This is a genomic window from Pseudomonas sp. MEJ108 (assembly GCF_030208985.1).
GTDB classification, from domain to species: domain Bacteria; phylum Pseudomonadota; class Gammaproteobacteria; order Pseudomonadales; family Pseudomonadaceae; genus Aquipseudomonas; species Aquipseudomonas fragariae.
The window spans coordinates 1-12,509 of sequence record NZ_JARVSW010000076.1 but is presented as its reverse complement, the minus strand read 5'-3'; the positions used below and the strand labels follow the sequence as shown (position 1 = coordinate 12,509).

Genomic DNA, 12,509 nt, shown 5'->3' with positions numbered 1-12,509 from the left:
CCCATGACTATTCTGAAGGCGCAGCAACTCGACATCGGCTACGGCGCGACGCGCATCGTGCAAGACCTGTCGTTCAGCCCGCCGCCTGCGCAGGTCACTGCGCTGATCGGCCCCAATGGTTGCGGCAAATCCACTCTGCTCAAGGCCTTCGCCCGAATTCTCACCCCGCAAGCGGGCAGTCTCAGCCTGGATGGCACCGCCTACGGCAAGCTGTCGGCCAACGAGCTGGCGCGCAAGGTGGCTTTTCTGCCGCAAGTACTGCCGATTCCGGAAGGCGTCAGCGTACGCCAGCTGGTGGCGTACGGCCGCAGTCCGCACAACAGCCTGTGGGGACGTCTGAGTGGCGCCGATCAGCACAGTGTCGATCAAGCCTTGCAGCGCATGGAGCTGGACACACTGGCCGAGCGCCCGCTGTCCGATCTGTCCGGCGGGCAACGACAACGCGCCTGGCTGGCGATGATCCTTGCGCAGGACGCGGCCATCGTCCTGCTCGACGAGCCGACCACCTATCTGGACATCAGCCATCAGGTCGAACTGCTGGACCTAATGCGTGAACTCAGCGCCGAAGGCAAGACGGTGATTACCGTGCTGCATGACATCAATCAGGCCTGCCGCTACGCAGACCATCTGGCGGTCATGCAGGCCGGGCGTCTGGTGACCTGCGGCGCACCGGGCGATGTGCTGACGGCCGAGCTGGTCTGCCAGGTGTTCGATGTGCAAGTGCAGATCATGCGCGAACCCGTGGCAGGCACACCGATGTGCATCGTCGAGCGCAGCACGCGCTGCACCAGTTAGCGGCGCAGCCCACAGCGCCTGCACCTTCGCGCTGCACTACGCGTTACACACAAGTCTGTTTTAGATTCTGGCGGAAGGCCCCGGTCGCTCCCACGCCCTGCGGGCAGAAACCTGAAAGTCACATATTCCAGGCTCATCGAAACCTATGTACAACAATAGGCGCGCTGCGCAGGGAAGCAAGCCAGCATCGTAAGTTGTCCTGTTGGTCAGTTAATTGCATTGCTCGGGTAGGCATTCCAACAAGACCGCAAGGAGCTAGACCCGATGCACCTGACCAACCCACGTCGTCCCCTGAAAAAACTGCTGTGCGCCGTCGCCGCCGTTGTCGGCATCGGCTCCAGCCTGCTCGCCTCGGCAGCCGATCCGCTGAAAGTCGGCTTCGTCTACATCGGCCCTATCGGCGACCACGGCTGGACCTATCAGCACGAGCAGGGGCGCCAGGCGATGGTCAAGGCGCTGGGTGACAAGGTCACCAGCAGCTACGTGGAAAACGTGCCGGAAGGTGCAGACGCCGAGCGGGTCATCCGCAACATGGCCAAGGGCGGTTACGACCTGATCTTCAGTACCTCGTTCGGTTACATGAACCCCACCCTGAAAGTCGCCAAGCAGTTCCCCAAGGTGAAGTTCGAGCACGCGACCGGCTACAAGCAGGACAAGAACATGGGCACTTACCTGGCCCGCACCTATGAAGGTCGCTACGTGAGCGGTTACATCGCCGCGAAGATGACCAAGACCAAGAAGATCGGTTATGTCGCCTCGTTCCCGATTCCTGAAGTACTGCGCGACATCGACGCCATCCAGCTGGCGCTGAACAAATACAACCCGGGCACCGAGATCAAGGTGGTGTGGGTCAACTCCTGGTTCGATCCGGGCAAAGAAGCCGATGCGGCCAACGCGTTGATCGATCAGGGCGTGGACGTGGTATTCCAGCACACTGATAGTCCTGCGCCGATCCAGACCGCCGAGCGTCGTGGCGTGTATGCCGTCGGTTATGCCTCGGACATGGCTCACTTCGGACCAAAAGCAGTGCTGACCTCCATCGTCAACAACTGGGGCCCGCACTATATCCAGGCGGCCGAAGGCGCCATCGCGGGCACCTGGAAACCACAGGATTACTGGGGCGGCCTGAAGGAAGGAACGGTCGAATTGCCGATCAGCGACGTGGTGCCTGCTGACGTGAAGGCCGAGGCGCAGAAGATCATCGCCAGCATCGAAAGCGGCGAATTCCACCCGTTCACCGGCCCAATCAAGGACCAGAACGGCACGGTGAAAATTGCTGACGGCGTGGTCGCGACCAACGCCGAGCTGGCGTCGATGAACTACTACGTCGAAGGCATCAAGGCCGAGCTGCCGAAGTAATCAGCCCGCCAGCTGCCTGACCATCGTGCCTGCCGCGCCAGGCACGATCATCGACACTTCCCTTTCAGGACCGGTTAATGGACCAGCTTCCCGTCATCGACATCGCCCCGCTCTACGGTACGGACACTCAGGCCTGGCAGGATGTCGCCCGGCAAATCGACAGTGCCTGTCGGGCGTGGGGCTTCTTTTACATCAAGGGCCACCCGATCAGCGCGCAACGCATCGAACAGGTGCAAGCGGCGGCAAAGGACTTCTTCGGCCGGCCTGCAGCTGAAAAGCTCCTGATCGACATCACCCAAAGCACGCACCATCGCGGCTACGGCGCCATCGCCACCGAACAACTGGACCCCAGCCTGCCGAGCGACCTCAAGGAAACCTTCGACATGGGCCTGCACCTGGATGCCCGTCATCCCGACGTGCTGGCGGGTAAACCGCTGCGTGGGCCAAACCGGCATCCGGACATTCCCGGCTGGGAAACCCTGATGGAGCAACACTATCTGGACATGCAGGCGCTGGCGCAAACCCTGCTGCGCGCCATGACCCTGGCACTGGGCATCGAGCGCGATTTCTTCGATCAGCGCTTCAAGGACCCGGTCAGCGTGCTGCGCATGATTCATTACCCCCCGCGTGGTACGGCGACCTCAGCCGAGCAACAAGGCGCAGGCGCGCATACCGATTACGGCTGCATCACCCTGCTGTATCAGGACACGGCGGGCGGCTTGCAGGTGCGTGATGTGCGTGGCGAATGGATCGACGCGCCACCGCTTGACGGTACCTTCGTGGTCAATCTGGGCGACATGATGGCGCGTTGGAGCAACGATCGTTATCTGTCCACGCCGCACCGGGTCATCAGCCCGCTCGGGGTTGATCGCTACTCCATGCCGTTCTTTGCCGAACCGCACCCCGACACGCGCATCGAATGCCTGCCCGGTTGCCAGAGCGACGATCATCCGGCCCGCTATCCGGTGACCACCTGCGCCGAATTTCTGCTGTCGCGCTTCGCGGATACCTACGCTTATCGCCGCGAACAGGAGGCAAGTTGAACGTTCGGTCAGGTTTTACCCTGCGCAGCGACGTGCATCTGTAGAATGCCCGGGATCTGCACCTGATGAGAAAAGAATATGTACGACTGGTTGAACGCCCTGCCCAAGGCAGAACTGCACTTGCACCTCGAAGGCTCGCTGGAACCCGAGTTGCTGTTCGCCCTGGCCGAGCGCAACAGGATTGCCCTGCCGTGGGATGACGTCGAAACCCTGCGCAAGGCATATGCCTTCAACAACCTGCAGGAATTCCTCGACCTGTATTACCGGGGCGCAGACGTATTGCGCACCGAGCAGGACTTCTACGACCTGACCTGGGCCTACCTGCTGCGCTGCAAGGCACAGAACGTTATTCACACCGAACCGTTCTTCGATCCGCAAACCCACACAGACCGTGGCATCCCGTTCGAAGTGGTACTGGCCGGGATTACCGGTGCGCTGAAAGACGGCAAGTCGAAGCTGGGCGTCGACAGCGGCCTGATCCTGAGCTTCCTGCGCCACCTGTCCCAGGAAGAGGCCGAAAAAACCCTCGATCAGGCGCTGCCGTTCCGTGATGCGTTCGTCGCCGTAGGCCTCGACAGCTCGGAAATGGGTCACCCGCCAAGCAAGTTCCAGCGTGTGTTCGATCGCGCGCGCAACGAGGGCTTCCTGACCGTGGCCCACGCCGGAGAAGAAGGTCCGCCGGAATACATCTGGGAAGCACTGGACCTGCTGAAGATCCAGCGCATCGACCACGGTGTGCGCGCCATCGAAGACGAGCGGCTGATGCAGCGCATCATCGACGAACAGATCCCGCTGACCGTCTGCCCGCTGTCCAACACCAAGCTTTGCGTGTTCGACGACATGGCCCAGCACAACATCCTCGACATGCTCGAGCGCGGCGTGAAGGTCACCGTCAATTCGGACGACCCGGCCTACTTCGGTGGCTACGTGACCGAGAACTTCCACGCGCTGTACACCCACCTGGGCATGACCGAAGATCAGGCCAAACGCCTGGCGCAAAACAGCCTGGATGCACGACTGGTCAAGCCCTAGAGAGTGATTGAGCGGCTACCCCCATCGTTCCTCACGCTCCGCGTGGCAATGCCTTTCGCGACGCTCTGCGTCGCAAGAGGACGCGGAGCGTCCGGAACTGCATGCCTACGCGGAGCGGTGGCACGATGTTGGTGGAGCGAGCAACACCCACCGCTCCAGTCAGGCCGCCGCTGCGATCTTGCTGATTTCCCGCTGCCCACTGGATGAGACCTGCAAGGTGCTGGACTCTTCAGTGGTGCGCAGCCAGCCCATCTGAATGAACAGCTGCAACAACCCCGCCCCCAGCGCGCCGCCCAGATGCGGATTGCGATCGTTCCACTTCGGACAGACACACACCGTTTCACGCTTGCGTTGCGCCAGTGCGGGTATGTAGATGCCGCGTTCGGCAAATCTGGCCACCCCCTTGCTGGTGACCTCGACGCGCTTCTCCTGCTGTTCTATCCAGCCGGCTTCCAGCAGGCGCTGATAAAGCTCGGCAGCCATTTCGCCACCCAGATGATCGGAGCAGATTCTTGCACGGCGCAGCGGCAAGGGCGGCCGAGGCTGGGCAAAGCGACGATTGATCTGTTCAGTACTGGCCAGCGAGGCACAGGCCAGCGCCTCGACCGCGGCCCCCACTTCCGGCGCAGCGAGGCGAAAGAAACGCTTGCGGCCGCGAACCTCCTGTTTCAACAGACCACCGCTGGTCAGCCGCGCCAGATGAGCGCCAGCAGAAGAAGTCGAGAGTCCCGCCAGGATTGCCAATTCGTCGGCAGGGCGAGCAGTACCATCCATCAGTGCCCAGATCATTGCGCTGCGCTTGGGGTCGGCCAGCAAAGTTGCGATCTGGCTGATGCAAGGTCCGTATTCCATGTGTTCACTCCCTGTTGAAACATTCATCTATGGTGATGACTGGGTGAAAGCAATCACGCCTCGGTAGAGTTCAACGTGGCTCTTATATGTAATGACAAGTATAAACTCTATGCCCCGCGCGCCCGCTGGGTGAAAAGCGCCTCCTACACACTGCGGGCACACCACGACGTAAAAAATCGCCCAACTGTGGCGCACTCCTTCAACACCAAGTTGTACCCGCGACTACGCCGCAACCCCTCTATACAAGGGGTTTGCAGCGACACTTCAAAAGGGGATTAAAAAGACAAGCGTAATGGCTATGACAAAAATGCCAAATCCACTCAACAACAGTCAGTTTCAACTTTGTCCCGACAGTGAAACTTCACGTTATTGAAATGCCTTTGAAAATTATATTTTCCGACACTTCCGAAGGCTATTTCCTACCGGGACGCGGCGATTAAAACAAGTTTGCGGACGACAGACCTACAGCATGTTGCTTACACCGTGACCTGAGCATTTCCAGTAACAGAATGACAGGCTTACTGAGTTGCGCCCGATGCGCGCACAACAGGTTCAACGGCGCCCGCTCCCCGACCAGGTCAGGCATCAACACTTTCAGGTGCCCGGCCCGCACATCTGCGGCCACGTCCAGCCAGGATTTGTACGCCACACCTTCACCTGCAACCGCCCAGCGGCGCACGACGTCGGCATCGTCGCTGAACCGGTTGCCGCTGACCGTCAGACTGATTTCGCGCTTGCCGTCGTTCAGCGTCCAACGGTCATGAACGCGATCGCCGAGCATGAACAGCAAGCAGTTATGCTGCGCCAGTTGCTCGACCTGATGCGGCTCGCCATGACGCTGCAGGTAACTCGGCGCCGCACACAATACCCGGCGGTTGTCAGGCAACACTGGCAGTGCGACCAGGCTGGAATCTTCCGGCTCGCCGTAGCGCAGCGCCACGTCGACAGGCTGGCGGAACAGATCGGCAATACGATCACCCAGCAGCAGACGCACGGTCAGTTGCGGATGCTGCTGTTGAAATTCGTCGAGCCACGGCAACAGCACGTTGCGCCCCAGGTCCGACGGCGCCGAGAGTTGCAGCACGCCCTCGCAACGGTCCTGGCTGCTGGCCAGCAAGCGCCGCCCCTCCTCGAGGCTGCCCAGTGCAGCGCGGGCGTATTCCAGAAACCCCTCACCTTCGGCGGTCAGGCGCAGGCTGCGCGTCGAACGGGCCAGCAAGCGCGTCCCCAACTGCCGTTCAATACGCTTGAGCGCCGCGCTGGCAACCGCCGCAGACATGTCCATGACCCGCGCTGCGGCAGAAAGGCTGCCCAGATCCGCCGCACGTACGAATAACTGCAAGTCATCAAAACGCAGCATCATGCCCTCGTATTATCAAAATAAAATTGAAAGAGCCTGCCGTTTTAGCGGGTTTTATCTTTACTGGAAATAGCCAATGATCTCTTCATCACTTTTTCTTTGGAGAGGCCCTGACATGAAAGCCATTGCGTACTACCAGTCCCTGCCCATCAGCGACGTGAAATCATTGCAGGATATCGAGCTGCCCGAGCCGGTGGCTGGCGATCGCGATTTGCTGGTCGAGGTCAAGGCCATCTCTGTAAACCCGGTGGACACCAAGATCCGCCAGAACGTCCAGCCTGAAGACGGTGCAGGCAAGGTGCTCGGCTGGGACGTGGCGGGTGTGGTGAAAGCCGTCGGCAGCCAGGTCACACTGTTCAAACCGGGCGACAAAGTGTTCTATGCCGGTTCCCTGACCCGGCCAGGTGCCAACAGCGAGCTGCACGTGGTGGACGAACGCATCGTCGGCCACATGCCGAAGACCCTGAGCTTCGCCCATGCCGCAGCGCTGCCGTTGACAGCCATCACCGCCTGGGAACTGCTGTTCGAGAGATTGCAGATCCCGCAGCAAAAAGGTGAAGGCGCACACAGCCTGCTGATCGTCGGCGCCGCCGGTGGCGTGGGTTCGATCCTGACCCAGCTGGCGCGCAAACTGACATCGCTGAAGGTCATCGGCACCGCCTCGCGGCCCGAGACCGAAAGCTGGGTCAGCGAACTGGGCGCGCACCATGTGCTGGATCACAGCAAGCCGCTGAGCGAAGAACTCAAACGCGTCGGCCTGAACCACGTGACTCATGTCGCCAGCCTGACCCAGACCGAACAGCATCTGGATCAGCTCGTCGAAGCGCTCAAGCCACAAGGCAAACTGGCGCTGATCGACGATCCCAAGTCGCTGGACGTGTCGAAGCTCAAGCGCAAGAGCCTGTCGCTGCACTGGGAATTCATGTACACGCGGTCGATGTTCGAAACCGAGGACATGATCGAGCAGCACAACCTGCTCAACCGGGTTGCCGAGCTGATCGACGCCGGGACGCTGAAGACCACCTTTGGCGAGCACTTCGGCACCATCAATGCCGAAAACCTGCGCCGCGCTCATGCCCTGCTGGAAAGCGGCAAGGCCAAGGGCAAGGTCGTACTGGAAGGTTTCTGAGCGGTCTGAAGTCGAGGGTGTCAGTCACGCCCGGCGCGACTGACACCCTCGCTTTGGCGATCAGGCGGTCTGGAGCGATGCGTCGCGCCGGGCCTGCGCACGTCGCGTCAGCACCGAGAGGCCCACGGTCAGCACGCCACACAGGCTGATGACCAGCGCCATCGGTGTGGCCGTGCCGTCATGCAGCAAACCCACCAGACTGGCAGCGACGGCGGCAACGCTGAATTGCAGACAACCCAGCAACGCCGAGGCACTGCCCGCGCGTGCCCATTGGCCATTCATGGCGCAGGCCGACGCATTGGGGATGATGCAGCCCAGGCTTGCCACACAGATGAACAGCGGCACCAGCAGCGGCCACAGCGCCTCGGTGCGCAGCCCGCTGATTGCCAGCAATACCAGCCCGGCAGCCAGATAAATCCAGACCGTGCGCGACAGCAAAAACGCCGGGCCGGTCTTGCGCAAGATACGCGCATTGATCTGCGCCACCAGAATGAAGCCCGCCGCATTCATCCCGAACAGCCAGCCGTAGTGCTCGGCAGGCACGCCATACAGTTTGATGAACACAAACGGCGAGCCTGCGACGTAGGCGAACATCCCGGCCATGGCGATGCCGCCGGTCAGCGCGTGACCGATGAACACACCGTCCTTGAACAGATTGAGGTACTGGCCCAGCGCGCCGCTCAATGGCTGACGCGGTGTGGTGGCCGGCATGCTTTCCGGCAACCCCAGCGCAACCGCCGCCAGGCAGGCACCGCTGAACAGGGCGAGGCTGACGAAGATCGATTGCCAGCCAAAGGTACTGACCAGCACACCACCCAGCATCGGGGCCAGAATCGGTGCCAGGCCCATGACCAGCATCAGTTGCGAGAAAACCTTGGCCGACTCGACGGCATTGCACTTGTCGCTGACGATGGCGCGTGACAAGACCATCCCGGCACAGCCGCCCAACGCCTGCACGAAGCGCGCGGCAATCAGCCATTCAAGACTCGGCGCAAAGGCGCAGGCGACCGAGGCAAGCATGAACAGGGTTACGCCGACCAGCAGCGGAATGCGCCGACCGAACCGGTCAGCCACCGGGCCATAGGCCAGTTGCCCCAGGGAAAGTCCCAGAAAGTAGGCCGCCAGGGTCAGTTGTACGTGTTTTTCATCGGTCCCGAAATACGAGGCCATGGCCGGAAAGCCAGGAAGATAGAAGTCGATGGCCAGAGGGCCGAAGGCGCTCAATGAGCCAAGGATAAGGATCGTTCGTAGATTCATCGGGTGTCCATTCACAGATGCAGAGCAACGGGCTAGTTTACCCGGCTTACCTTGCAGAGAACGACGAACGGGGGAATTAATTCAAAACTTTTCAATGTTTACAGACCGGGAGACCGCATCGATCTCCCGGGGCAGGGTCATGCCGGCTGCGCCTGATAACCCTCTTCGCTGATCAAACTGACAATCCGCTCGGGCGACAGGCTGCTTTGCACCTTGACCTGCTTGCTGGCCAGTTCGACCTGAACATCGGCACTCGGGTCGTCATGTTTGATGGCCTCGGTCACCGCGCGAACACAATGCCCGCAGGTCATGCCTTGAACGTTGAATAACTGCATGATGTCACTCCTTCAGTGATGAACAGCGAGCATCTTCAACCTTGTCATCATGGCAAGGTCAAGTTTTTGCCATTGCTGCCGGGCTGGCATTCGGCGTAATCGTGAGCCAAGCTGGGTTATCGACACCTCTATCGTCAGCCACATTTACATCAGGAGTATCAGCGATGCGCTGGTCAGCAGTCAGCCTCTTCAGCATTCTCGGTTTCCTGGCTATCACACCTGCCACTCAGGCGGCTCAGGACTACGGCATTCTGATCATTTCCCGAGAGCGCCTGGAAGTCGCGACTTCCTGCGAGATCGGCATCTACGTACAGGACCGTCTGGCCGGCAGGCTGTATCAGGAAGACTCGGTGTCCTTCAACCTGCCTGCCGGTGAAGTCTCGGTGCGGCTGAGCACCCTGCGCGGCAATGTCGTGGGCTGTGAGCCCGGCATGGAAGCGCCGCGCAGCACCAAGATCCAGCTGCGTGCGGGGGATATTCTCAAGTACCGCATCGCCGCCGACCTGAACGGGATGTACCTCAAGAAAGCCGACCTCAACTATTGATTCGCGCTTGACCTTGCCCGTATGGCAAGGTTGATCCTTGCAGGTAGCCAGCCTCAGGGAGTGATTCACATGCAAGACACCACCACCTTCGACCTGCCGATCAGCGGCATGACCTGCGCCAGTTGCGCAGGTCGGGTCGAGCGTGCCCTGGCCAAAGTGCCGGGGGTCAACAGCGTGACGGTCAACCTGGCCAATGAACGCGCCCACGTAGACACCGCAGCGCACACCGATCCGCAAACCCTGATCGACGCCGTCAGCCGTGCCGGTTATAGCGCCACGCTGAACCAGGATCGTCACGCCGACGCCGACCAGAAAGCCCGTCACCTGCACCACGAACGCTGGGCCTTGCTGCTGGCCATCGCGCTGGCGCTGCCGTTGATCCTGCCGATGTTGTTGTCACCGCTGGGCGTGCACTGGATGCTGCCTGCGTGGGTGCAATTTGCGCTGGCGACGCCGGTGCAGTTCATCCTTGGCGCACGTTTTTACGTAGCCGCCTGGAAAGCCGTGCGCGCAGGTGCCGGCAATATGGACCTGCTGGTCGCGATCGGTACCAGCGCCGGCTACGGCCTGAGCGTCTATCAATGGCTGCACGCTGCGCCCGGAACGACGCCGCACCTGTATTTCGAAGCATCGGCGGTGGTGATCGCGCTGGTGCTGTTGGGCAAATACCTGGAAAGCCGCGCCAAGCGCCAGACCGCCAGTGCCATCCGCGCCCTCGAAGCGCTGCGCCCGGAGCGCGCCCTGCGGGTAGTCGATGGCCTCGAACAGGACGTCGCGATCAGCGCGCTGCAGCTCGATGATCGGGTGCTGGTCAAACCCGGCGAACGCTTTCCGGTGGACGGCGAAGTGGTCGAAGGCCGCAGCCATGCCGACGAAGCGCTGATCACCGGTGAAAGCCTGCCGGTGGTCAAGCAACCGGGCGACAAGGTCACCGGCGGGGCAATCAATGGCGAAGGTCAATTGTTGATCAGGACCACCGCGCTGGGCGCGGAAACGGTGCTGGCGCGCATCATTCGTCTGGTCGAAGACGCTCAGTCAGGCAAGGCCCCGATCCAGAAGCTGGTGGATAAAGTCAGCCAGGTGTTCGTGCCCACCGTGCTGGTGATTGCCTTGTTCACACTGGCCGGCTGGCTGCTGGTCGGTGCCTCGCTGGAAGTCGCGCTGATCAATGCCGTTGCCGTACTGGTGATCGCCTGCCCTTGCTCCCTGGGCCTGGCGACACCGACAGCGATCATGGCCGGGACCGGCGTGGCAGCGCGTTACGGCATTCTGATCAAGGACGCCGAAGCGCTGGAACGGGCTCACGAGGTCGATGCAGTGGTGTTCGACAAGACCGGCACGCTGACTTCGGGCACGCCGCGTATCACCAACATGAGCGCGGTGCTGGGCAATGAAGAACTCCTTCTGCAACTGGCGGGCGCGCTGCAACGCGGCAGTGAACACCCCTTGGCCAGAGCGGTGCTGGATGTCTGTCAGGAATGGCAACTCAAGCCTGATGCCGCGCAAAACAGCCGCGTCCTGAGCGGTCGGGGCATCGCCGGCACCGTTGAGGGCCGTGAACTGGCGCTGGGCAATCGACGCTTGCTGGAGGACAGCGGCCTGCCGATGGGCGATCTGGCCGAGTCCGCACGCATCTGGGAAGCCGAGGGGCGCACGCTGTCCTGGCTGATCGAGCAGGCTCCGGAGCCGAAAGTGATCGGTATGTTCGCCTTCGGTGACACGCTCAAGCCTGGAACCGATCAGGCAATCAAAGCGCTGAATGCGCGGGGCATCAGCAGCCATCTGCTGACCGGCGATAACCGGGGCAGTGCTCAGGTGGTTGCCAGGGCATTGGGCATACACGATGTGCATGCCGAAGTGCTGCCTGCCGACAAGGCAGCCACCGTCACCCAACTGAAAAGCCTGCATGTGGTGGCGATGGTCGGTGACGGCATCAACGATGCTCCGGCGCTGGCGGCAGCGGATGTCGGTATCGCGATGGGCGGCGGGACCGATGTCGCCATGCATGCAGCGGGCATCACCCTGATGCGCGGCGACCCGCGACTGGTTCCGGCGGCTCTGGACATCAGCCGGAGGACCTACGCGAAAATCCGCCAGAACCTGTTCTGGGCGTTCGTCTACAACCTGATCGGCATTCCCCTCGCGGCACTGGGCTATCTCAATCCGGTATTGGCGGGCGCGGCGATGGCGCTGTCGAGCGTCAGCGTGGTGAGCAATGCGCTGCTGCTGAAAACCTGGAAACCCCGCGACCTGGAGGACGCACCATGAATATCGGTCAGGCGGCGAAAAACAGTGGCTTGAGCGCGAAGATGATCCGCTATTACGAGTCCATCGGTTTGCTGCAGGCAGCGCATCGCAGCGACAGCGGCTATCGCCTGTACAGCGCGGACGATCTGCACACGCTGGCGTTCATCAAGCGCTCAAGGGACCTGGGGTTTTCGCTGGAAGAAGTCGGCAGACTGCTGACCCTCTGGCAGGACCGCCAACGGGCCAGCGCCGACGTCAAGGCACTGGCCCGCCAGCACATCGCCGAGCTGAACCGCAAAATCGACGAACTGGCGAGCCTGCGCGACACGCTTCAGGAACTGGTGGAACACTGCCACGGCGACGACCGCCCCGACTGCCCGATCCTCAAGGACCTGGCATCGGGCAGGTGTTGCTAGCCACTTCCACAAGGGTCTCACCGCATCCACTCGATAGAGCGCCTGCACGCGCTCCGTGGGAGCGAGCTTGCTAGCGAAAGGGCCGGTACAGCCTTCGAAAACAGTGCGCCTGATACATCGTCTTCGCGAGCAAGCTCGC

12 protein-coding genes are annotated in these 12,509 nt (G+C 61.4%); 8 read left to right on the top strand and 4 right to left on the bottom strand.

Translation table 11 applies throughout. The features are described 5' to 3' along the window. The first annotated feature begins 3 nt into the window (after positions 1 to 3). The 4 genes from fecE to QRN50_RS24255 all read left to right on the top strand — a co-directional run bounded on the left by fecE (position 4) and on the right by QRN50_RS24255 (position 4,229). Positions 4 to 795: a Fe(3+) dicitrate ABC transporter ATP-binding protein FecE gene (fecE, locus tag QRN50_RS24270; protein ID WP_096127004.1), complete on the top strand. Its 792-nt coding sequence runs from the start codon at positions 4 to 6 to the stop codon at positions 793 to 795. Between the two features lie 264 nt (positions 796 to 1,059). After that, positions 1,060 to 2,154 carry a BMP family ABC transporter substrate-binding protein gene (locus tag QRN50_RS24265; protein ID WP_004407996.1) on the top strand — a complete coding sequence of 365 codons (1,095 nt, stop codon included), beginning with the start codon at positions 1,060 to 1,062 and terminating at the stop codon, positions 2,152 to 2,154. A 77-nt stretch (positions 2,155 to 2,231) separates the two neighbouring features. Then, entirely contained in the window at positions 2,232 to 3,197 is a 966-nt protein-coding gene (locus QRN50_RS24260) for a 2-oxoglutarate and iron-dependent oxygenase domain-containing protein (protein WP_096127003.1), read from the top strand. A gap of 78 nt (positions 3,198 to 3,275) precedes the next feature. Then, complete coding sequence (locus QRN50_RS24255) at positions 3,276 to 4,229, top strand: adenosine deaminase (RefSeq protein ID WP_024641771.1); 954 nt, start codon at positions 3,276 to 3,278, stop codon at positions 4,227 to 4,229. Positions 4,230 to 4,388: 159 nt separating this feature from the next. Here QRN50_RS24255 and QRN50_RS24250 read toward each other — a convergent pair whose 3' ends face one another. Both QRN50_RS24250 and vimR read right to left on the bottom strand, forming a co-directional pair. After that, positions 4,389 to 5,081: an ArsR/SmtB family transcription factor gene (locus QRN50_RS24250; RefSeq protein WP_004407992.1), complete on the bottom strand. Its 693-nt coding sequence runs from the start codon at positions 5,079 to 5,081 to the stop codon at positions 4,389 to 4,391. Between the two features lie 436 nt (positions 5,082 to 5,517). After that, positions 5,518 to 6,441: a transcription regulator VimR gene (gene vimR, locus QRN50_RS24245; RefSeq protein WP_004407991.1), complete on the bottom strand. Its 924-nt coding sequence runs from the start codon at positions 6,439 to 6,441 to the stop codon at positions 5,518 to 5,520. A 115-nt stretch (positions 6,442 to 6,556) separates the two neighbouring features. On the opposite strand from vimR, the gene QRN50_RS24240 reads away from it, so the two are divergent. After that, positions 6,557 to 7,570: a zinc-binding alcohol dehydrogenase family protein gene (locus tag QRN50_RS24240; RefSeq protein ID WP_003431856.1), complete on the top strand. Its 1,014-nt coding sequence runs from the start codon at positions 6,557 to 6,559 to the stop codon at positions 7,568 to 7,570. A gap of 60 nt (positions 7,571 to 7,630) precedes the next feature. Here QRN50_RS24240 and QRN50_RS24235 read toward each other — a convergent pair whose 3' ends face one another. Further along, a complete protein-coding gene (locus QRN50_RS24235; RefSeq protein ID WP_058823107.1) occupies positions 7,631 to 8,827 on the bottom strand; it encodes a multidrug effflux MFS transporter in 1,197 nt (398 codons plus the stop codon). Positions 8,828 to 8,964: 137 nt separating this feature from the next. Next, entirely contained in the window at positions 8,965 to 9,162 is a 198-nt protein-coding gene (locus QRN50_RS24230) for a heavy-metal-associated domain-containing protein (RefSeq protein ID WP_003366461.1), read from the bottom strand. Positions 9,163 to 9,326: 164 nt separating this feature from the next. Here QRN50_RS24230 and QRN50_RS24225 point away from each other — a divergent pair, with 164 nt between their 5' ends. The 3 genes from QRN50_RS24225 to cueR all read left to right on the top strand — a co-directional run bounded on the left by QRN50_RS24225 (position 9,327) and on the right by cueR (position 12,370). Then, entirely contained in the window at positions 9,327 to 9,707 is a 381-nt protein-coding gene (locus QRN50_RS24225) for a hypothetical protein (RefSeq protein WP_003318651.1), read from the top strand. Positions 9,708 to 9,776: 69 nt separating this feature from the next. Further along, the gene (locus tag QRN50_RS24220; protein ID WP_096127002.1) at positions 9,777 to 11,975 is read left to right on the top strand and encodes a heavy metal translocating P-type ATPase; all 2,199 of its coding nucleotides are present in this window, start codon (positions 9,777 to 9,779) and stop codon (positions 11,973 to 11,975) included. Continuing rightward, positions 11,972 to 12,370 (top strand): Cu(I)-responsive transcriptional regulator, encoded by a 399-nt coding sequence (gene cueR, locus QRN50_RS24215; protein WP_096127001.1) that lies wholly within the window; start codon positions 11,972 to 11,974, stop codon positions 12,368 to 12,370. Before QRN50_RS24220 ends, cueR begins: the two co-directional genes overlap by 4 nt. Positions 12,371 to 12,509 lie beyond the last annotated feature (139 nt).

Excerpts from the sequence above, each read along its gene's own strand:
- fecE (WP_096127004.1), top strand. The coding sequence starts at position 4 with ATGACTATTCTGAAGGCGCAGCAACTCGACATCGGCTACGGCGCGACG.
- QRN50_RS24265 (WP_004407996.1), top strand. The coding sequence starts at position 1,060 with ATGCACCTGACCAACCCACGTCGTCCCCTGAAAAAACTGCTGTGCGCC.
- QRN50_RS24260 (WP_096127003.1), top strand. The coding sequence starts at position 2,232 with ATGGACCAGCTTCCCGTCATCGACATCGCCCCGCTCTACGGTACGGAC.
- QRN50_RS24255 (WP_024641771.1), top strand. The coding sequence starts at position 3,276 with ATGTACGACTGGTTGAACGCCCTGCCCAAGGCAGAACTGCACTTGCAC.
- QRN50_RS24250 (WP_004407992.1), bottom strand. The coding sequence starts at position 5,081 with ATGGAATACGGACCTTGCATCAGCCAGATCGCAACTTTGCTGGCCGAC.
- vimR (WP_004407991.1), bottom strand. The coding sequence starts at position 6,441 with ATGCTGCGTTTTGATGACTTGCAGTTATTCGTACGTGCGGCGGATCTG.
- QRN50_RS24240 (WP_003431856.1), top strand. The coding sequence starts at position 6,557 with ATGAAAGCCATTGCGTACTACCAGTCCCTGCCCATCAGCGACGTGAAA.
- QRN50_RS24235 (WP_058823107.1), bottom strand. The coding sequence starts at position 8,827 with ATGAATCTACGAACGATCCTTATCCTTGGCTCATTGAGCGCCTTCGGC.
- QRN50_RS24230 (WP_003366461.1), bottom strand. The coding sequence starts at position 9,162 with ATGCAGTTATTCAACGTTCAAGGCATGACCTGCGGGCATTGTGTTCGC.
- QRN50_RS24225 (WP_003318651.1), top strand. The coding sequence starts at position 9,327 with ATGCGCTGGTCAGCAGTCAGCCTCTTCAGCATTCTCGGTTTCCTGGCT.
- QRN50_RS24220 (WP_096127002.1), top strand. The coding sequence starts at position 9,777 with ATGCAAGACACCACCACCTTCGACCTGCCGATCAGCGGCATGACCTGC.
- cueR (WP_096127001.1), top strand. The coding sequence starts at position 11,972 with ATGAATATCGGTCAGGCGGCGAAAAACAGTGGCTTGAGCGCGAAGATG.